General features: G+C 61.8%; 20 protein-coding genes. 11 read left to right on the top strand and 9 right to left on the bottom strand.

Going from position 1 to position 18,258, the window contains the following annotated elements:
* Positions 1–115 precede the first annotated feature (115 nt).
* The 3 genes from ligA (at position 116) to RA26_RS23325 (ending at position 4,717) form a co-directional block, all read left to right on the top strand.
* Positions 116–2,359: an NAD-dependent DNA ligase LigA gene (ligA, locus tag RA26_RS00175; protein ID WP_039178222.1), complete on the top strand. Its 2,244-nt coding sequence runs from the start codon at positions 116–118 to the stop codon at positions 2,357–2,359.
* Positions 2,356–4,446: an ATP-dependent DNA helicase RecG gene (gene recG / locus RA26_RS00170; protein ID WP_039178219.1), complete on the top strand. Its 2,091-nt coding sequence runs from the start codon at positions 2,356–2,358 to the stop codon at positions 4,444–4,446. Before ligA ends, recG begins: the two co-directional genes overlap by 4 nt.
* 148 nt (positions 4,447–4,594) lie before the next feature.
* Positions 4,595–4,717: a hypothetical protein gene (locus RA26_RS23325; RefSeq protein WP_019296173.1), complete on the top strand. Its 123-nt coding sequence runs from the start codon at positions 4,595–4,597 to the stop codon at positions 4,715–4,717.
* A 291-nt stretch (positions 4,718–5,008) separates the two neighbouring features.
* On the opposite strand, the gene RA26_RS00165 is transcribed toward RA26_RS23325, so the two are convergent.
* Positions 5,009–5,461, bottom strand: coding sequence for an iron-sulfur cluster assembly scaffold protein (locus tag RA26_RS00165; RefSeq protein WP_039178210.1), 453 nt, complete (start codon positions 5,459–5,461; stop codon positions 5,009–5,011).
* Between the two features lie 77 nt (positions 5,462–5,538).
* Here RA26_RS00165 and hisI point away from each other — a divergent pair, with 77 nt between their 5' ends.
* Entirely contained in the window at positions 5,539–5,910 is a 372-nt protein-coding gene (gene hisI / locus RA26_RS00160) for a phosphoribosyl-AMP cyclohydrolase (RefSeq protein WP_039178207.1), read from the top strand.
* Positions 5,911–5,946: 36 nt separating this feature from the next.
* On the opposite strand, the gene gluQRS is transcribed toward hisI, so the two are convergent.
* The 4 genes from gluQRS to RA26_RS00140 form a co-directional block, all read right to left on the bottom strand.
* The gene (gene gluQRS / locus RA26_RS00155; protein ID WP_039178204.1) at positions 5,947–6,807 is read right to left on the bottom strand and encodes a tRNA glutamyl-Q(34) synthetase GluQRS; all 861 of its coding nucleotides are present in this window, start codon (positions 6,805–6,807) and stop codon (positions 5,947–5,949) included.
* A complete protein-coding gene (locus RA26_RS00150) occupies positions 6,804–7,418 on the bottom strand; it encodes a class I SAM-dependent DNA methyltransferase (protein ID WP_039178201.1) in 615 nt (204 codons plus the stop codon). Before RA26_RS00150 ends, gluQRS begins: the two co-directional genes overlap by 4 nt.
* A 33-nt stretch (positions 7,419–7,451) precedes the next feature.
* Positions 7,452–8,807 carry a methylenetetrahydrofolate--tRNA-(uracil(54)-C(5))-methyltransferase (FADH(2)-oxidizing) TrmFO gene (gene trmFO / locus RA26_RS00145; RefSeq protein ID WP_039179814.1) on the bottom strand — a complete coding sequence of 452 codons (1,356 nt, stop codon included), beginning with the start codon at positions 8,805–8,807 and terminating at the stop codon, positions 7,452–7,454.
* Between the two features lie 297 nt (positions 8,808–9,104).
* Positions 9,105–9,890, bottom strand: coding sequence for an enoyl-CoA hydratase (locus tag RA26_RS00140; protein ID WP_039178198.1), 786 nt, complete (start codon positions 9,888–9,890; stop codon positions 9,105–9,107).
* Between the two features lie 58 nt (positions 9,891–9,948).
* Here RA26_RS00140 and RA26_RS00135 point away from each other — a divergent pair, with 58 nt between their 5' ends.
* Positions 9,949–10,371 (top strand): PaaI family thioesterase, encoded by a 423-nt coding sequence (locus RA26_RS00135; protein ID WP_039178196.1) that lies wholly within the window; start codon positions 9,949–9,951, stop codon positions 10,369–10,371.
* On the opposite strand, the gene asd is transcribed toward RA26_RS00135, so the two are convergent.
* Both asd and RA26_RS00125 read right to left on the bottom strand, forming a co-directional pair.
* Positions 10,368–11,258, bottom strand: coding sequence for an archaetidylserine decarboxylase (gene asd / locus RA26_RS00130; RefSeq protein WP_039178193.1), 891 nt, complete (start codon positions 11,256–11,258; stop codon positions 10,368–10,370). The genes RA26_RS00135 and asd overlap by 4 nt on opposite strands.
* A gap of 170 nt (positions 11,259–11,428) precedes the next feature.
* Positions 11,429–11,662, bottom strand: a complete 234-nt coding sequence (locus tag RA26_RS00125; protein WP_039178190.1) for a DUF1127 domain-containing protein — start codon at positions 11,660–11,662, stop codon at positions 11,429–11,431.
* 96 nt (positions 11,663–11,758) lie between these two features.
* Here RA26_RS00125 and RA26_RS00120 point away from each other — a divergent pair, with 96 nt between their 5' ends.
* The 6 genes from RA26_RS00120 to RA26_RS00095 all read left to right on the top strand — a co-directional run bounded on the left by RA26_RS00120 (position 11,759) and on the right by RA26_RS00095 (position 16,603).
* On the top strand, positions 11,759–13,162 hold the full coding sequence (locus RA26_RS00120; RefSeq protein WP_039178187.1) for an aminotransferase-like domain-containing protein: 1,404 nt from the start codon (positions 11,759–11,761) through the stop codon (positions 13,160–13,162).
* A gap of 166 nt (positions 13,163–13,328) precedes the next feature.
* Positions 13,329–13,787: a 50S ribosomal protein L13 gene (gene rplM, locus RA26_RS00115; RefSeq protein ID WP_019296185.1), complete on the top strand. Its 459-nt coding sequence runs from the start codon at positions 13,329–13,331 to the stop codon at positions 13,785–13,787.
* Between the two features lie 5 nt (positions 13,788–13,792).
* Positions 13,793–14,278, top strand: coding sequence for a 30S ribosomal protein S9 (gene rpsI / locus RA26_RS00110; RefSeq protein WP_039178184.1), 486 nt, complete (start codon positions 13,793–13,795; stop codon positions 14,276–14,278).
* 153 nt (positions 14,279–14,431) lie between these two features.
* The gene (locus RA26_RS00105; RefSeq protein WP_052272259.1) at positions 14,432–15,043 is read left to right on the top strand and encodes a CatB-related O-acetyltransferase; all 612 of its coding nucleotides are present in this window, start codon (positions 14,432–14,434) and stop codon (positions 15,041–15,043) included.
* 136 nt (positions 15,044–15,179) lie between these two features.
* A complete protein-coding gene (locus RA26_RS00100; protein ID WP_039178181.1) occupies positions 15,180–15,548 on the top strand; it encodes a group I truncated hemoglobin in 369 nt (122 codons plus the stop codon).
* Complete coding sequence (locus RA26_RS00095) at positions 15,545–16,603, top strand: adenylate/guanylate cyclase domain-containing protein (protein WP_039178178.1); 1,059 nt, start codon at positions 15,545–15,547, stop codon at positions 16,601–16,603. The genes RA26_RS00100 and RA26_RS00095 overlap by 4 nt, the downstream gene beginning before the upstream one ends.
* 9 nt (positions 16,604–16,612) lie before the next feature.
* Here the strand turns inward: RA26_RS00095 and RA26_RS00090 are convergent, their stop codons facing one another.
* Both RA26_RS00090 and ppk2 read right to left on the bottom strand, forming a co-directional pair.
* Positions 16,613–17,230 carry a TetR/AcrR family transcriptional regulator gene (locus RA26_RS00090; protein ID WP_039178174.1) on the bottom strand — a complete coding sequence of 206 codons (618 nt, stop codon included), beginning with the start codon at positions 17,228–17,230 and terminating at the stop codon, positions 16,613–16,615.
* Entirely contained in the window at positions 17,223–18,092 is an 870-nt protein-coding gene (ppk2, locus tag RA26_RS00085) for a polyphosphate kinase 2 (RefSeq protein ID WP_039178171.1), read from the bottom strand. Before ppk2 ends, RA26_RS00090 begins: the two co-directional genes overlap by 8 nt.
* Positions 18,093–18,258: the final 166 nt, after the last annotated feature.

Raw genomic sequence — 18,258 nt, 5'->3', positions numbered from 1 at the left:
GCGGGTCTTTTTGTTTTTGCGGCTTCCGCACGCTGACTGTCAGATGCGCTGGACGCGGACCGCGCGGCACCTTATCACCGGAGGGGAGAACGAAGAGGGACCGCGCGTGGCAGGAATGACAGAAAAAGACGTGGCCGGCCTGACGGCAGAGGACGCAAAGGCGGAGTTTCTGAAGCTGGAAGAGCAGCTGCGCGCAGCGGATCTGGCATATCATCAGGAAGATGCGCCGGAGATCAGCGACGCGGAATATGATTCGCTGAAGCGGCGCTACCGGGCCTTGGCAGACACCTTTCCTAACCTGGCGGAAGCGGCCACTCAGCTGGACTCGGTTGGCGCGCCTGCGGCTTCCGGTTTTGGCAAGATCACCCATTCGGTGCGGATGCTGTCGCTGGGCAACGCGTTTGAGGATGAAGACGTCACAGATTTTGACCGCAGTATCCGCAAATACCTCGGCCTTGGCCCTGCGGATGCGCTGGCCTTTACGGCGGAGCCCAAGATCGACGGGCTGTCGCTGTCCCTGCGTTATGAAAACGGCATGCTGATCCAGGCAGCAACCCGCGGCGATGGCAGTATTGGTGAAAACGTGACCGCCAACGCGCGCACCATCGCTGACATCCCCCAGCAACTGGAAGGCGCGCCTGAGGTTCTGGAAGTGCGCGGCGAAGTCTATATGAGCCACGCGGATTTTGAGGCTCTGAATGCCCGGCACGCCGAACGCGGCGGCAAGACTTTTGCCAACCCGCGCAACGCGGCGGCGGGTTCCTTGCGGCAGCTGGATTCGGAAATTACCCGTGCGCGCCCTTTGCGGTTCTTTGCCTACAGCTGGGGAGAGCTGAGCGCACCTCTGGCAGAGACCCAGATGGACGCTATTGCACGGCTCGAAGCTTTGGGCTTTCAGACCAATCCGCTGACCCGGCTTTGTGTGTCCACCGAGGAGATGATAAGCCACTACCGCAGCATCGAGGAACAGCGCGCGACGCTGGGCTACGACATCGACGGCGTCGTCTACAAGGTCAACGACCTGGCGCTGCAGGGACGGCTGGGGTTCCGCTCCACCACGCCCCGCTGGGCGATTGCCCATAAATTCCCGGCGGAACTTGCTTGGACCCGGCTCGAGGCCATCGACATTCAGGTTGGCCGCACCGGTGCGCTCAGCCCGGTGGCGCGGCTGACCCCGGTGACGGTTGGCGGGGTGGTTGTGTCCAACGCCACGCTGCACAATGAGGATTACATCCAAGGCCGGGATTCCAAGGGTGAGGAAATCCGCGGCGGCAAGGACATCCGTATCGGCGACTGGGTGCAGATCTACCGTGCAGGCGATGTGATTCCCAAGGTGGCGGACGTCGACCTGTCCAAACGCCCCGACAACGCAGAAGCCTACCAGTTTCCGCATGTCTGTCCCGAGTGCGGCAGCCCTGCCGAACGGGAAGAGGGCGATGCGGTGCGCCGCTGCTCTGGTGGCATGATCTGCCCGGCCCAGGCGGTGGAGAAGCTGAAGCATTTCGTCTCCCGCGCGGCCTTTGACATCGATGGGCTGGGCGCCAAGCAGGTGGAGCAGTTTCACGGTGATGGCTGGATCAGGGAGCCTGCGGATATCTTTGATCTGCAACAGAAATTCGGCTCCGGCCTGCAGCAGCTGAAGAACCGGGAAGGCTGGGGTGAGAAATCAGCTGAGAACCTGTTTGCTGCAATTGAGGAAAAGCGCACGATCCCGCTGGCCAAGCTGATTTTTGCCCTGGGTATCCGCCACGCGGGCGAGGTTGCGGGCCGCGATCTGGCGCTGCACTATCTTGACTGGCAGGCAATGGCGGATGCGATTGATACCGCGCGTCCGGCTGCGCTGGCGCACCGGGCCTCGGATGAGGCGGAAGAGGCTGAGCGCCAACAGGCCGCAAATGAGGGCCGCCGCGCGAAGATCTCTGAAACCCGCGCTGCAGCCGTGGAGGCTTGCGAAGTTCCGGCGGACGCCTCGGCTGCCTGGGCCGACCTCATTGGCGTGGACGGGATCGGCGCGGTTCTGGGGCTGTCGCTGTCCGACGCCTTTGCCAACGCAGAGGAGCGCGCGGCCTTTGACCGGCTGGTGGAAAAACTCACTATCGTGCCGCCGGATGCCCCAGCCGCCGATAGCCCGGTGGCTGGCAAGACCGTTGTCTTCACCGGCACGCTGGAGAAGATGACCCGCGCTGAGGCCAAGGCGCGGGCAGAGGCGCTGGGGGCCAAGGTCTCAGGTTCCGTCTCCAAGAAAACCGACATTCTGGTGGCGGGTCCGGGTGCCGGCTCCAAAGAGACAAAAGCGAAGGAATTGGGGGTGGAAATCCTGGATGAAGACGGCTGGCTGGAGCTGATCGCAGAGGTATGAGCGGGCGTCCGGAGATCCTGTTTCCGCTGTTTGCCGGCGCCGAGACCCTGCAGGGGGTCGGCCCGAAAACGGCGCAGACCCTCAGCCAGATTGATATTGAAACGCCGCGTGACCTGCTGTTTTCGCTGCCTTATTCGGTGGTGGACCGCCGCCGTCGCGACACCATCCGCGGGGTCGACCTGCCAGCCACGGTGACGGTGGAGGTGACCATCGGCCGCCACCGCCCGGCGCGCAACCGCGGCGGCGCTTACCGCATTCACGTGGAGGACGCAGAGACCGAGTTCCAGCTCGTCTTCTTTCATGGCCGCAGCCGCTATCTGGAGGCGCAGCTGCCCGAAGGATCCCGGCGGGTGGTCTCGGGCAAGCTGGAGCTGTTCGATGGTCTCGCGCAGATGGTCCACCCGGACCATATGCTGCCGGTGGAAGAGGCGCACGGCATCCCGGAGTTTGAGCCGGTCTACAGCCTGACCCACGGGGTCACGCAAAAGACCATGTACAAAGCGGCGCAAAGCGCGCTGGCGCGGATGCCGGAACTGGCAGAATGGATCGACCCGGCGCAAATGCTGAGGGAGAACTGGCCTGCCTGGCATGAAGCCTTGCACTCTGCCCATGCGCCGCAGGGGCCGGATGACCTCAGCCCGCAGGCGCCGGCACGGGCGCGCATGGCCTATGACGAACTCTTTGCCCACCAGCTGACCCTGGCACTGGCGCGCCAGAAGGAGCGCAAGACTCGCGGCATCCAAAGTGCGGCCACCGGACGGTTGCAGTCCAAGGTGCTGCAGGCGCTGCCGTACCGGCCCACTGGCGCGCAGGCCCGCGCAATCGAGGAAATCTCAGCCGATATGGCTTCGGAAAAACGCATGAACCGGCTGCTGCAGGGGGATGTGGGCGCCGGGAAAACCCTGGTTGCTTTCATGGCTTTGCTGGTTGCGGTTGAAGCAGGCGGGCAGGGGGTGATGATGGCCCCGACCGGCATTCTGGCGCAGCAGCACATGGAAGGTCTCGCGCCGCTGGCTGAAGATGCGGGCGTGGTGATCGAGATCCTGACAGGCCGCGACAAGGGCAGCGAACGCAAGGACAAGCTGGCGGCGCTGAAACGCGGCGATATTCATATCCTGGTCGGAACCCATGCGGTTTTCCAGCAGGACGTGGAATTCCGCGACCTGCGCCTGGCTATCGTTGATGAACAGCACCGCTTTGGCGTGCGCCAGCGGATGGAGCTGGCGGAAAAAGGCAAGGGCGCCGATGTGCTGGTGATGACCGCTACACCGATCCCGCGGTCGCTGGCACTGGCGCAATACGGTGACATGGATGTCTCGGTGCTGGGTGAGAAGCCCCCGGGGCGCAAGCCCGTGAAGACCGCTGTCATCAGTACAGAGCGGATGCAGGAGGTGGTGGACCACCTGCGCAAAGCGATCGCTGAGGGGCGGCAATGCTATTGGGTTTGCCCGCTGGTCGACGAATCCGAGCTGAGCGACCTGACCGCTTCAGAGGAACGCTTCAAGCACCTGCGCGCCATCCTAGGCGAAGGCACGGTTGGGCTGGTGCACGGCCAGATGCCGCCCGCCGATAAGGACGCAGCCATGGCGGCCTTTGTCGAAGGCAAGACAAAGGTTCTGGTCGCTACCACGGTGATCGAGGTCGGGGTGAACGTGCCCAATGCCTCAATCATGGTGATTGAGCGGGCGGAGATCTTTGGTCTCGCCCAGCTGCACCAGCTGCGCGGGCGGGTGGGGCGCGGCAGCGCCGAGTCGACTTGCCTTTTGATGTATCAGCCGCCGCTGACCGAAGGCGGCCGCAAGCGGCTGGAGGTGCTGCGCGAGACTGAGGACGGGTTCCGGATCTCGGAAACCGATCTGCAGATGCGCGGAGCAGGCGATATGATCGGCACGGCGCAATCGGGCCTGCCGCGATTCCAGATTGCCGACCTGGAACGCCAGGCCGGGCTGATGGCTGTGGCGCAAAGCGATGCGCGGGCGCTGCTGGCTGCTGATCCCAAGCTGGACGGGGAACGCGGCAAGGCGGCGCGCGTTCTGTTGTGGCTTATGAAACAGGATCAGGCGATCCGTTTGATTTCAGTGGGTTAAGCTGCCACACGACGGTTGTTCCGCCTTGGTGTTCCCCTATGTTCGCGAATGTTCTCAAAAAGTTCTTTACAGGCGCGCCTGAAAATGAGAACAAAGAGGCAACAAGATTGCCAGAGAGCAGCGACACAGACTGGAGGAGGCCCGAGCCATGATTGCACAGATCAAGACCACCATTCAAAACGCCCATTCAACCCTGCTGCAGGACGCTATTGGCGCGGCTTCGCTGATGGTGATGCTGGTGGCGGCGCTGCATCTGCCGGGACTGTTCTGATCCCCTTACCTTTTTCCTGAATGCCTCTGCTGTGCCGGGCCGGCCCTTTCCTGTCCCGGACTGTTTCCGGGGATCAACCGCCTGTACAGATCCCCCTCGGCCCGATCTTCGACTGAATTGCCTCAAGATCCTGCCTGGCCCGCCCGGATCCCGCACAACAGAGCATGACTGCCGCCGCCATCTGCCCGGATGTGCGGCGGTTTTTTCATGTCAGAAAGGGAAGCCAGACGCATATTGACCGCTCTGGCGCGGCGCACATGGCGATTTTGGAAGCAGAAACGGGAGCTGGCCTTAGGCGCACTGCTCCTTGGCCGCAGTCTGCATCGCTTCCAGAGTTGCCTCCAGCGCCAGCATGATCGAGGCGTGGCGGTTCTTGAATTCCTTTGCAGGCTGCAGAACTTCCAGCCCGTCAAACGGCGCATCAGGGACCGGTCCGTCCTGGGTCAGCATGGCCTTGAGCTGGTTGCGGGCGGTTTCAACCTCTGCCTGCGAGCGGCCAATGACATTGGCGCCTACCACCGCGGCAGAGGCCTGCCCCAGGGCACAGGCTTTCACATCCTGACCGAAATCCGAGATCCGGCCATCCTCAACCTTGACGTCGACAGTCACGGCAGAGCCGCAAAGGGGCGAGCGTTTTTTGACCGTGGCGTCCGGCGCCTGCAACCGGTCGAGGTGCGGAATGTCGGCTGCCAGCGCCAGAATGCGCGAGGAATACAGCTTGATCAGATCACTATCGCCAGACATTGCGTTCCCGGTCTTTCCCATTTTGCAGGTTCCCCATACATAGGGAGCCGAACAGCAGATGCAAAAGGTTTTTGCCCATGTCTTCGCCCAAGTCCTTTGATCCCGCCAGCCTGACCTACAACGATGCCGGGCTGATCCCCTGCATCGCACAGGATGAAGCTTCCGGCGAGGTACTGATGATGGCCTGGATGAATGCCGATGCGGTGGCGAAGACGCTGGAGACGAGCAAGGTCACCTACTGGTCGCGTTCGCGGCAGTCCTTCTGGATCAAGGGTGAAACCTCCGGCCACGTTCAGGAACTGGTGGATCTGCGGATTGACTGCGACCAGGATTGCCTGCTGGCACTGGTGCGCCAGACCGGAGCGGCCTGCCACACCAACCGGCGGACCTGTTTCTATACTGCGGTTCGGGACGGGGACGAAGTGGAGCTGATGAAGCCTATGGAATAACGGCCCTGGCGGGCCGTGCCTCCGGCGGGGAAATTTTCAGCCAGAAGAAGCGGGCAGGCCCACCATTTCCCGGATGTCCTGCGGAGTGGCCCCCTCGGCGCGGTATTTGGCGATGGCGCGGGCGTCGTCGCGTTTGGCAAGACGCTTGCCATTCTCATCGCGGATCAGGTTGTGGTGGTGATAGACGGGTGTGGGCAGGCCCAGCAGACTTTGCAGCAGCACATGGATTTGGGTCGCCTCGAAAAGGTCTGCGCCGCGCACAGCACATGTAATGCCCTGATCCGCGTCATCCGCAACCACTGACAGGTGATAGGAGCTGCCCATGTTTCTGCGCACCAGGATGATGTCGCCGACGCTTGAGATCAGCGTATCCGGGGCGAGAGTGTGCGTGCCCGGGAAGGCCGGCCCGGTCTCCGTGAAACTGCGCAGTTCAGCGGCGAGGACAGCCTTTTCCATGTTCAGGCGGATCACGTCCGTTTCGGTAGCCTCATCCGTAAGACGTCCGCGGCAAATGCCGGGGTAGATCCGGCCGTCCGGGCCGAACTGCGGCACGCCTTCCTGCGGGGCGCCGGCTGCCGCCTCGATATCTGCCCGGTTGCAGCGGCAGGCGTAGGTAAGGCCCATCGCGGTCAGCTGGTCCAGTGCTTCCCGGTAACGAGGCAGCCGTTCTGACTGACGCATCACCGGTTTCGGCCACCGTAGTTCCAGCCACTCCAGATCCTCATAGATCTGCGCCTCCCATTCAGGGCGGGCACGGGATTGGTCGATGTCTTCGATGCGCAGCAGAAATGTGCCGCCCGCTGTGGCAGCCATATCATGCGCCAGCATAGCGGAATAGGCATGGCCCAAGTGCAGCGGCCCAGTTGGCGACGGCGCGAAACGTGTGGTGAATGTCACGCTTTCTCAATTACATAAACGGTGGACTTCAGGTCGATGCCGGGGAGGTGATCCCCGTGTTCCCGGAATAGCAGCCGCGCCGCCGAACAGTCCAGCCATTCATTGAGCTTGCCGGTATAGGCATGGTCGGCCAGCGCGTGGTCGTTATAGGAAAAGGCAAACAATCCGCCGCGCGGCAAGGCGTGCATGATTGTGTCGAACACCGCAGGCGGGGCTGCGCCCGTGCCCAGAACGCCGCAGCCGGTGATCAGGCGGTAGGCACCGCGCGGGATCGGCTGTTTTTCTGCGGGATCGATCCGCGTCAGCGTGCGGTAGGCGTCTTTGCTGCGGGCCTGGGCCAGCATTTCCTCTGACGGTTCCATGCCGTCCACCGTTTGAAATCCCTGCAGCCGCAGTGCAAGCCCAGCCAAACCGGTTCCGCAGCCGAAATCCAACACGGGTTCGCTCATCTCGGTTTGGTATTTTGCCAAAGCGCGGGCAATCCGCCCCGGTGTCGCGTAACCGTTTTCGGCAATCTCAGCGTCGTAGGAAGCGGCCCATTGGTCATAGTGCTCCAGGGTCGCTTCCGGTGTTTCAAGGCCGTACGCCTTGTCCAGAAACTTTTCGCTCATGGGAAAAGTTTAGGCGCGGGCAGGGCTTTTCGTCTAGGAAAAGTTTTTGAGCCACTCCTGCCAGGCATCCTTGGCGCGGTCGGTATAGGCCTTGTAGCGGTCCTTGCGGCCGCGGCGGCCGCCCTTGAGGCCGTCAACCGGGCGGAACAAGCCGAAGTTCACGTTCATCGGCTGAAAGGTCTTGGCTTCGGCGCCGCCGGTGATGTGATGGATCAGCCCGCCCATGGCGCTGTCCTGCGGCACTTCCGGAAGCTCCTGGCCCAAGATCTCAGCCGCAGCCAGGCGGCCTGCCAGCAGTCCCATGGCCGCGCTTTCCACATAACCCTCAACCCCTGTGATCTGACCGGCAAAGCGGATGTGGGGCCGGGACTTCAGCCGCATCTGGCTGTCCAGCAGCGTGGGCGAGTTCAGGAAAGTGTTGCGGTGGATGCCGCCGAGACGGGCGAAGCTGGCGTTCTCCAAGCCGGGGATCATCTTGAAGACTTCTGTCTGGGCGCCGTATTTCATCTTGGTCTGGAAGCCGACGATATTGAACAGTGTCCCCAGCGCGTTGTCGCGGCGCAGTTGCACCACTGCATGGGCTTTGACCTCCGGCTGGTGCGGATTGGTTAGCCCCACCGGTTTCATCGGGCCGTGGCGCAGTGTCTCGCGGCCGCGTTCGGCCATCACCTCGATCGGCAGGCAGCCGTCGAAATAGCCAGCGGTCTCGCCCTCGTGGAACTCGGTCTTGTCAGCGGCCAGCAGCGCGTCGATGAAGGCTTCGTACTGGTCCTTGTCCATGGGGCAGTTGAGGTAGGCAGTGCGCTCTTCCTCGGTCTCGCCCTTGTCATAGCGCGACTGCATCCAGGCCTGCGACATGTCGATCGACTCGGCATAGACAATCGGCGCGATGGCATCGAAGAAGGCCAGTGCCTCGGCGCCGGTCTCTACCTGAATGGCCTTGCCCAGTTCGGGCGAGGTCAGCGGGCCGGTGGCAAAGATCCAGTGGCCATCGCTCGGCAAGTCAGTGATTTCTTCATAAGAAACAGTGACGTTCGGGTGCGCATTCAGCTTGGCAGTGACAGTCTCGGCAAAAGGCTCGCGGTCCACAGCCAAGGCGCCGCCTGCGGGTAGCCGGTGCTCATCCGCCGTGGTCATGATCAGCCCGTTCGCCGCGCGCATCTCCCAATGCAAAAGGCCAACGGCGTTCTGCTCGTCATCATCCGATCGGAAGGAGTTCGAGCACACCATCTCGCCCAGATTGCCGGTCTGGTGGGCAAAGGTCTCTACCTTCGGGCGCATTTCGTGGATCACCACCTCAACGCCCATGTTTGCCGCCTGCCAGGCCGCTTCCGAGCCGGCCATGCCGCCGCCCACGATATGCAATGTCTGTGCCGAATGATCTGTCATGCCCGCCACATAGGGCAGGGGGCGGGTGCGTGCAACAGGCTTGGGGCGGACCGGGCGCCGTTCAATGCGGGAGGGGGAGATTTGGGGCCGCCGCTGCAGGAATGGATCACCGGGGTGAGAGAACCGGTTGGAGGGACCCTTCTGCAGCAGCAGCCCAAATTGTGCCGGTCTGCGACCTTGCCCAATCTCTGCCATCTTTCTGCCCGAATTGAAAGCCGGGCATTTGGCTTATTGCGGAAACATTACGTTCCGATTGGTAAACAAAGGCTAAAGCTTTCCGTAAATTTTCGGAAAATTTCACTCCTGCCAGTCGGGGGCGCGTTTTTCGATAAAGGCGGCCATGCCTTCGATGGTGTCGCGGTGCATCAGGTTCTCGACAATCACGCCGCTGGTATAGGCATAGGCCTGGTCCAGCGGCATTTGCAGCTGTTCATAGAACGCCTGCTTGCCGATCTTGACCGCGGCCCCGAGTTTGGATGCGATGGTTTCCGCCAGCCGCGTGGTCTCCGCCTCCAAGTCCTCCATCGGCACAGCACGGTTGGCAAGCCCCAGATCAACAGCCCGGGCAGCGTCCACGAATTCGCCGGTGGTCAGCAGTTCAAACGCCTGTTTGCGGGGAATATTGCGCGACAGCGCCACCATCGGCGTGGAGCAGAACAAGCCGATGTTCACGCCGTTGACGCCGAACCGGGTGCCCTCCGCCGCCACTGCAAGATCGCAGGAGGCAACCAGCTGGCAGCCCGCTGCGGTGGCAATGCCGTGTACTTGGGCAATGACTGGCTGGGGCAGGGACTGCAACCCCGTCATCACGCTGGTGCACCGGGCAAACAGATCCTGGAAATAGGCTTTGCCGCCATCTTCGCCTGCGCGGCCTGCGGTCATCTGCTTGATGTCATGGCCTGCGCAGAACGCCTTGCCCGCGCCGGACAGAATCACAACCTTGATGCGGCTGTCTTCGCGCAAGGCGCCGATCTGCTCCTGAAGTGCGGCCAGCATTTCATCCGACAGCGCGTTCAGCTTTTCCGGCATGTTCATCGTAAGCCGTGCAATCGCGCCCGTGTCGTGACGTTCCAGAATTGCCATCTTGCCCTCCTCGCAAATCCGGGGGCAACTCTATGCGGGGCGGACAGAAAGGGAAAGCATGGCACTGGCATTTGATGTCGCAGGTCTGACAGCATACCTGCATGAGATTTTTCCGCAGGTGCGGGATGACTTTGTCATCGACGCGATGGAGGAAAGCCATCTCCGGATGCGGCTGTTGACGGCGGAGCGGCACCTGCGCCCCGGCGGCACAGTCTCCGGCCCGTCGATGTTCGCGCTGGCCGATTGCGCGGTCTACGCGCTGATCCTGGCCCATCTGGGGCAAGAGGCGCTGGCGGTCACAACCAACTGCTCGCTCGATTTTATGCGCAAGCCCGCGGCCGGTGCCGACCTGATCGGCGAGGCGCGGCTGCTCAAGCTGGGCCGTGTGCTGGCTGTGGCCGACGTTCTGATCTATTCCGAGGGCATGGCAGAGCCGGTGGCGCGTGCCTCGATGACCTATTCGATCCCGCCGAAACGCTAAAGAGTAGTGGCGAAAGGCTGGCCCACCTTGACCAGTGTTTCGCGGCCCTTGGCGCTGTTTGCCACCAGATCATCGGCGAACCGCACTTTGCCCGGCTCGAACACCACCACCACAGTAGAGCCGCCGAACTTGAAATAGCCCTTCTCGTCCATCTTCTGTACAGCGCCAGAGGTGCGGGTGTTGACGATAGAGCCGACCCCAAAGGCGCCGACCTCGACGAAGCAGTAGCTGCCCAGCGTCTCGGTTTCGATCAGTGTCCAGGTCCGCTTGTTCTCGCCGAACACATCCGGCCCGGCGCCAAGGGCAATCGGGTTGACCGAATGCAGCGCGCCGGGAATGTCCTGCGCCGCTGTGATGCGGCCCGCGGCGGGGAAATGGTAGCGGTGGTAGTCCGCCGGGCACAGGCGCACGATTGCCAGCGCGCCACCGATGAACTGCTCTGCGACGCCGGGCAGCATGGTGCGCACCGACATCGGATAGCCCTTGACCGGGACAAACACGTCCTCAGCCAGCTCCGGGAACACCAGCACCCGGCCATCGGCGGGGGATACAATGTCATTCGGGTCTGCGCTGAAGGGACGGGCCTCTGGCCTCAGGTTCCGCACGAAGAAGTCGTTGAAGCAGCCATAGCTGTCCGCAGGGTCGGTTGCTTCGCTCATGTCGATGGACAGTTCTTCAACCACCGCCGCGATTTTGCTCTTGGAAAAGCGTGAGTCAAACCAGGCGCCCATCAGCCTGCTGATGAGGGATGACCGGAACAGCAGCTTTTCCACCGGCTTGGCGCTGGCGTTCTGATAGGCCCAGCGGATCCACTTTTCGCCCAGAACGGCCTCTTCAAAGGTCTCGCCGGTCTCGCGGTCTACAACAAGAATGGGGTCGCGCTGCATCAAATCTGCCAAATCAGGTTTCGTCCCGCTGCGCCTAGCAAGAAGCAGGTGGCGGGCCAAGAGTGGAATTTACGACAGGCAGGTGCAAGGCGCCGCATGCTGCGGGCGGCGGGGGAACAAAAAAGGCCGGGGCGAACCCCGGCCGTAAGGTTGTTCTTTTGCCCAGGGGATCACGGGCGCCAGAACGGAAGAGTGGCTTCATAATGGGCGTCTTCACGGGACAGCCCGATGTCCTTCAGCTGCGTGTCGCTCAGGTGTTTCAAATGGGTTCGGGTGCGTTGGCGCAGGCTCCACTTGGTCACCAGCACGGCAAAGGAGACGGCCCATTGCGCCAGCACCGGCAGGGCCGGGCGGCTGTTCAGATAGGACATGTTCGATTGTGCCATTTGCATATGCTGTGCCATGGGAGGCTTCCTTTGTATTGTGTTGATACAATCCTGTTGATTTGTCTTGGTGTTTTGATACAAAGGGGGCGAGAAGTTGTCCAAGGATGGATTGTAATGGGTACAATTTGGCCGCAAGCCCTGGGTGAGACAAAAGGTCCCAAGTACAAAAAGGTCGCAGATACAATCCGGTCTGCTGTCGAAATGGGCAGTTTGAAAATTGGTACAAAGCTGCCGCCGGTGCGTGACCTCGCGTATCAGTTGAGCATTACGCCGGGCACTGTCGCCCGCGCCTACAGCATCCTGACCGATGAAGGTGTGCTGGAGGCCGAGGTAGGCCGCGGCACTTTCGTAGCCGAAAAGAAAAAGCCGGTGCCCGATGACGTATGGTCGCGGGAGCTGCATCTGCTGGAGGCGCGTGATCCCGGCCATGTCAGCTTGTTCAGCCCGCGGATTGCCGACATGGGCCAGGTGGCGGCGGTGCGTGAGGCGCTGCACAAGGTCGCTGAAGGCCAGGCGCGCAACTTTCTGAACTACCCGACACGCGACGCCTATCAGCCAGTGCGCCAGGCCGCTGCGGATTGGATTGCCAAAGCGCCGGTTGGCCCGGTCAATGAAAAGGACGTGGTGCTGACCCATGGCGGCCAAAACGCCATCATGGTTGCGCTGCAGGCGATACTGCAAGGCCCGCAGCCGGTGATCATGGTCGAGGACCTGACCTATGCGGGCTTCCGCCGCGCGGCGGAGCTTCTGCGGGCGCAGGTGGTTGAGGTTGCCATGGATGAGAACGGTATCCGCCCGGACGCGATGGAGCTGGCAATCCGCAAATCCGGCGCCTCTGTCATTTGCACCAGCCCGGAGGTTCACAATCCCACCGGATTGTTCACACCGCTGGAGCGGCGCAAGGAGATTGTCCGCATCGCCCGCCGCCATGGCGTGCAGATCGTCGAGGACGACTGCTACCGCCTGGGGGAATCGCGTGCCCCCAGCTACCGGGCGCTGGCGCCGGAGCTGGCCTGGCACGTCTCCTCGATCTCCAAGATCCTGACGCCTGCCTTGCGCGTGGGCTTTGCCCTGGCACCGGAAGGGCGGGCGGCAGACCTGCGGCGGGTGGCGGAATACGGATATTTCGGCCTGGCCCAGCCGCTGGCCGAGCTGGTGCGGATCCTGCTTAGCGACCCGCGCCTGCCAGGCCTGGTGAAGGCGGTGAACAACGAAATGGCCCGCTATGTGCGGGTGGCGGTCAATGCGCTTGGCGGGTTCGACCTGACTTGGAATCCTGAGGTTCCGTTCCTCTGGCTGAAACTGCCGTCCGGCTGGCGCGCCGCTGCCTTTACCCGCGCGGCAGAGGCCAACGGGGTGCAGATCCGCTCGGCGGATGAGTTCGCCCTGCGCGATGGCCGCGCGCCCCATGCGGTGCGCATTGCCATCAACGCGCATGTGCCGCTGAAACAGTTCGAGGAGGCAATGCTGCGCCTGCGCGCCCTGCTGGACAACCCTCCGGAGCAGATCAGCGTGTGAATTTGTGGGGTATTATTATACCTATTTTTTAACGTCTTGTTTTATAACGTTTTAATCTTGTTTGGTGGTGTTGACTGGGGCCTGGGATGCCCGTAAACCCCGTCCATCGAATTCAGGCCGAAGACCTCTGGGATTCTGCCTTCACGACAAACAGGATTGACCTGCCATGAAAACCTTCTCTGCTACTCCGGCAGATATCGAGAAGAAGTGGATCATCATCGACGCCGAGGGCGTGGTGCTGGGCCGTCTTGCCTCGATCGTTGCCATGCGCCTGCGCGGCAAGCACAAAGCGTCCTTCACTCCGCATATGGACATGGGCGACAACGTCATCATCATCAACGCCGAAAAGGTGCAGATGACCGGCAAGAAGCGCGATGAGCACTTCTACTGGCACACTGGCCACCCGGGCGGCATCAAGTCGCGCACCAAGCAGGAAATCCTGGAAGGTGCCCACCCGGAGCGCGTTGTGACCCAAGCGGTCAAGCGCATGCTGCCGGGCAACCGCCTGTCGCGTCAGCAAATGACCAACCTGCGCGTTTACGCTGGTGCCGAGCACCCGCACGAAGCCCAGGCCCCTGAAGTTCTGGACGTCAAATCCATGAACAAGAAAAACACCCGGAGCTGATACCGATGGCTGATCAGATCAACACTCTCGAAGAGCTCGCAGCTGCAACCGGTGTGGAAGCAGTGGCTGAAGAAACCATCGCGCGTGAGCCGGTTCGTGACGAACTGGGCCGCTCCTATGCCACCGGCAAGCGTAAAGACGCTGTTGCCCGCGTCTGGATCAAGCCGGGCTCCGGCAAGGTCGAGGTGAACGGCAAGGAAATCAACAAGTACTTCGCCCGTCCGGTGCTGCAGATGATCCTGCGCCAGCCGTTCCAGGTTGCCGGCGTCGAAGGCGAGTTTGACGTCTACGCCACCGTCAAAGGCGGCGGCCTGTCCGGTCAGGCCGGCGCGGTCAAGCACGGCATCTCCAAAGCGCTGCAGCTGTACGATCCGTCGCTGCGCGGCGCTCTGAAAGCGGCCGGCTTCCTGACCCGCGACAGCCGCGTTGTGGAACGTAAGAAATACGGTAAGGCCAAAGCCCGCCGTTCGTTCCAGTTCTCCAAGCGCTAAGCTGGGAACCATATGGTTTTGGAAGGGCTCGCTGCTGGCGGGCCCTTCTGCGTTTCCGGTGCTGCGGAATTCCGGCTGCCTTCAGGGTTCCTTTAGAAAGATTTCCTAGGGTGGCCCGGAAATCCTAGGACGGGAACCGGAAGGCAGAACACCATGACATCACCAGAACAATTCAAGACTGCCCCGATCGGCAACGGCAAACTGGAAATCGGCCGCTTCACCCATGGCTATGAGGATCTGGAGATCGAGGGGCAGGGCGGCGGCGCCAATGTCGCGATTGGCTCCTTTTGTTCGATCAGCCGCGGTGTGCGGGTGATGCTGGATCAGTCCCCGGCGCTGGACCGGATTTCTGCCTTCCCCTTTGGCGAAGCCTTTACCGAACATCTGGGGGGGGCTGACACTCATGCTCCCCGGCCGGGCTGCCAGGATGTGGTGATCGGAAATGACGTCTGGATCGGTGCCAATGCGACCCTGCTGGGCGGGGTGACGATCGGTGATGGTGCTGTGATCAGTCCCAATGCGACCGTAACCGCCGATGTGGGCGCTTATGAGGTCTGGGCCGGCAATCCGGCGCAGCTCGTGCGTAAACGGTTCGACTGCGCGGTGTGCGAAAAGCTGCAGGCGCTGCGCTGGTGGGACCTGCCGCTGCCGCTGATCCAGGAAATGGCGCCACTGCTGTCCACTCAGCCTACGCTGGACCTGATCGAGGGGCTGCAATGCATTGTCAGCGACCTGGTGACCTTCACGGATGAAAGCGCGGCCTGACCGCGCGGCGGGCTGTTGGACTTATGGTTTTCAGTTCGGAAACCGGCGCGGGCTGCCCCTGCGGCGCCCGGGCGTTAACTTTTCCGCAAAATTAGCGTAACATGGGCAGACCGCTTCCTGATGGGGGACAGCTGTCATGCCGCAAACGATCTACGAGAAATACGGCGGGTTCAGCGCCATCAGCCGGGTCGTGATGACCTTTTATGAGATGGCGCTCGATTCCGATCAGATCGGCGATTACTTCGCCGATGTAGATATGGCGCGTCTCATTGACCATCAGACCAAGTTCATTTCCTCGCTTCTGGGCGGGCCTGCGTCCTTCAGTGACGACAGGCTTGAGGCGGTGCACAGGGCCCTCGGCATTACCCACGAAGATTTCGATGAGATGGGTGCACTGCTGAAGGAGGCGCTGGAGCAGCACGGCCTGTCAGAGCCGGACATTCGCACTACGCTTAGCGCTATAGAGGGAAAGCGCAGCATTATCGTCACCCGGGATGCGGCATGAGCATTGCCGCCATCAATGAGCAATTGCTGCGTGCCATTGGTGTCGGCGTGGCAGTCGTGCGGGCATCAGACCTTGGATTTGTCTTTCATAATCAGCCTTTTGCGGAATGGTTCGGAACGCCGGGCGAGGGGGCTGCGCTAACCGATGCCATAGACGGTCTGCAGCCGGAGGACCTGGGTCCGCTTTGCGACGAAGGCCTGCGCTATTCTGCAGAGCTGAAGATCAAGCGCAAACGCCGCACGCTGGTCTTTGCCATCAACATCTCGCAAGCCAGCCACCTGGACGAGGCACTGCTGGTGGTGGAATGCCAGAACATCACCCGCATCCGCGAGCTGGAAAGCATGATCGACAGCTATTCCACAATGGTGGAGCGCAACACCCGCGAACTGGAACGCGAGAAGGAGCGGGTGGAGCGGCTGCTGCTCAACCTGATGCCGCGCTCGGTCTATGAGGAATTCAAGACCTTTGGCGTGGTCACCCCGCAGCTTTACCCCAAGGTGTCGGTGGTGATGCTGGACTTCGTGAATTTCACAGATTTCGCCTCCCGCACCGATCCCACCGTAACGCTGGGAGAGCTGAACGATATCTTCACCGCTTTCGATCGCATCGTCGAGCAATACGGCTGCGAGCGGATCAAAACCATCGGCGACGCCTATTTGGCGGTTGCCGGAATGCCTGAGCCGACGCCGGACCACGCCACCGCCGTGGCCCATTGCGCCACCCGTTTCCTGCGCTACCTGGACCGCCGCAACCAAAGCCACCAGCACAAATGGCAGGCGCGGATCGGCCTTGGCACCGGCTCCGCGGTTGGCTCCGTGGTGGGTATCCAGAAATATGTCTATGACGTCTTCGGCCCGGCCGTAAATCTGGCCTCCCGGCTGCAAGTCTTTGCCAACCCGATGAAAATCGTCGCGCCAGAGGACATGAAGGATGCATTGTCCGAGGAATTCCACGTCACCGATATCGGCCCCGAGGATATAAAGGGCATCGGAGAGGTGAACCTCGTGAACGTCGGCGATGAGCTGAGCGCACCGCAGCCCAGCGGCCGGTTCTAGCTACCGGGCCTAATTGTCCGGATCGATCAGCCCCAGCCCGCGGAGATAAATACCGATCCCGCTTTCCAGCAAATCCTCCGGCGGGAAGGGGGAGGCCGCTCCGGGCGAATTACGCGCATAAAGCTCCACAACCCCGTGGCTCATCGCCAGCACATGGGCAGAGAACATCGAGGCCGGCGGGCGTTTTTCTGCCGGGATGTGCTGGCTCAGGTCCGCTGCTGCGCGTTCCAGAATTGCGCGTGCCCGGGCGGCAGCGTCGGCCAGTTCGGGTGTCCGGTTCACCGAAATACCACTTTCGAACATGGCGATGTAGTGGCCGGGATGTTTGCGTGCAAAGGCCAGATAGGCCCGCCCGGTTGCCTCAAACGCAGCCAGCGCCGAGGGCTGATACTTGTCATAGGCGTGCTGCATCAGGTCGGCGAACATCACGTAGCCTTGGCGGGAGGCCTCAGCGATCAGATCCTCCCGCCCCTCAAAATGGCGGTAGACCGCTGCCGGGGTAACGCCCGCCTGCTTGGCGGCTTCCGAGAGGGTAAAGCCGGTCGGCCCCTTGGCCTCGATCAGCTGCAGGGCGGCCTCTACCAGCGCTTGGCGCAGGTTGCCGTGATGATAACCGCGTTTAGGCATCCCAGATTTCCGGGCCTCCGCATATTTCCGAGTCCAGGGCACCAATCGCCTTGGTGTCCTTGCTGGTGTAATCAATCGCGTGCAGCACGCAGCGCATCGCCGCCAGCCGCGCCCGCCGCTTGTCATCCGACCGGATGATTGTCCAGGGCGCTTCACGGCTGTGGCTGCGGGCAAAGGTTTCTGAAATGGCAGCGCTGTAGTCGTCCCATTTCTCCAGCCCCTTCACATCAATGGAGCTCAGCTTCCACTGTTTCAAGGGATCGGATTCCCGTGACAGGAACCGTTGCAGTTGCTCTGCCCGGCCCACATTCAGCCAGAACTTGAACAGGTGGATGCCGTCCTCTGCCAGCGCCTTTTCAAAGTCCGGAACCTGATCAAAGAACCGCTCACGCTGCAAATCACTGCAGAAGCCGAATACCTTTTCGACAACACCGCGGTTGTACCAGCTGCGGTCAAAGAACACGATTTCGCCGCCCGACGGCAGCTGCTGCACATAGCGCTGAAAATACCACTGGCTCTGTTCCGCTTCGGTGGGTTTCGGCAGCGCCACGATTCGCGCCCCGCGCGGGTTCAGGTTTTCGCGGAACCGCTTGATGGTGCCGCCCTTGCCAGCCGCATCGCGCCCCTCAAAGACGATGGCAATGCGGGCGCCGCTGGACTTGACCCAGGACTGCAGCTTGACCAGTTCGATCTGAAGCGCCTCCAGCTCTTTGTCATAAGCCTTGCGCTTCATCCGTTCCCGGTGCGGGTAGCTGAGGCTCAGGATCTCGTCCTTATCCGCACGCTTGATCGCGGTTCGGATCTTCTCCGGCGCGCCGCTCTGGTAGTAGCGGCTGATGGCCCCGTCAAACGGCAGCGGCATGTGCAAAACCCTTCTGTCCTCAATCCCTTATATGGGTAAGGAGTATGGAATGTGAATCGCTTTAACGCAAATTTGCACAGGCCGCAGCAGGAAGCTGCGGGGCAGGTCTGTGAACGCCGCACCTAGCCGCCGCGGGGGGCGCCAGCGATTCAATATCTTCCGCCAG

It is taken from the genome of Leisingera sp. ANG-M7 (assembly GCF_000813965.1).
In the GTDB taxonomy this organism is placed as follows: Bacteria; Pseudomonadota; Alphaproteobacteria; order Rhodobacterales; family Rhodobacteraceae; genus Leisingera.
This window is presented reverse-complemented; position numbering and strand designations above follow the sequence as displayed.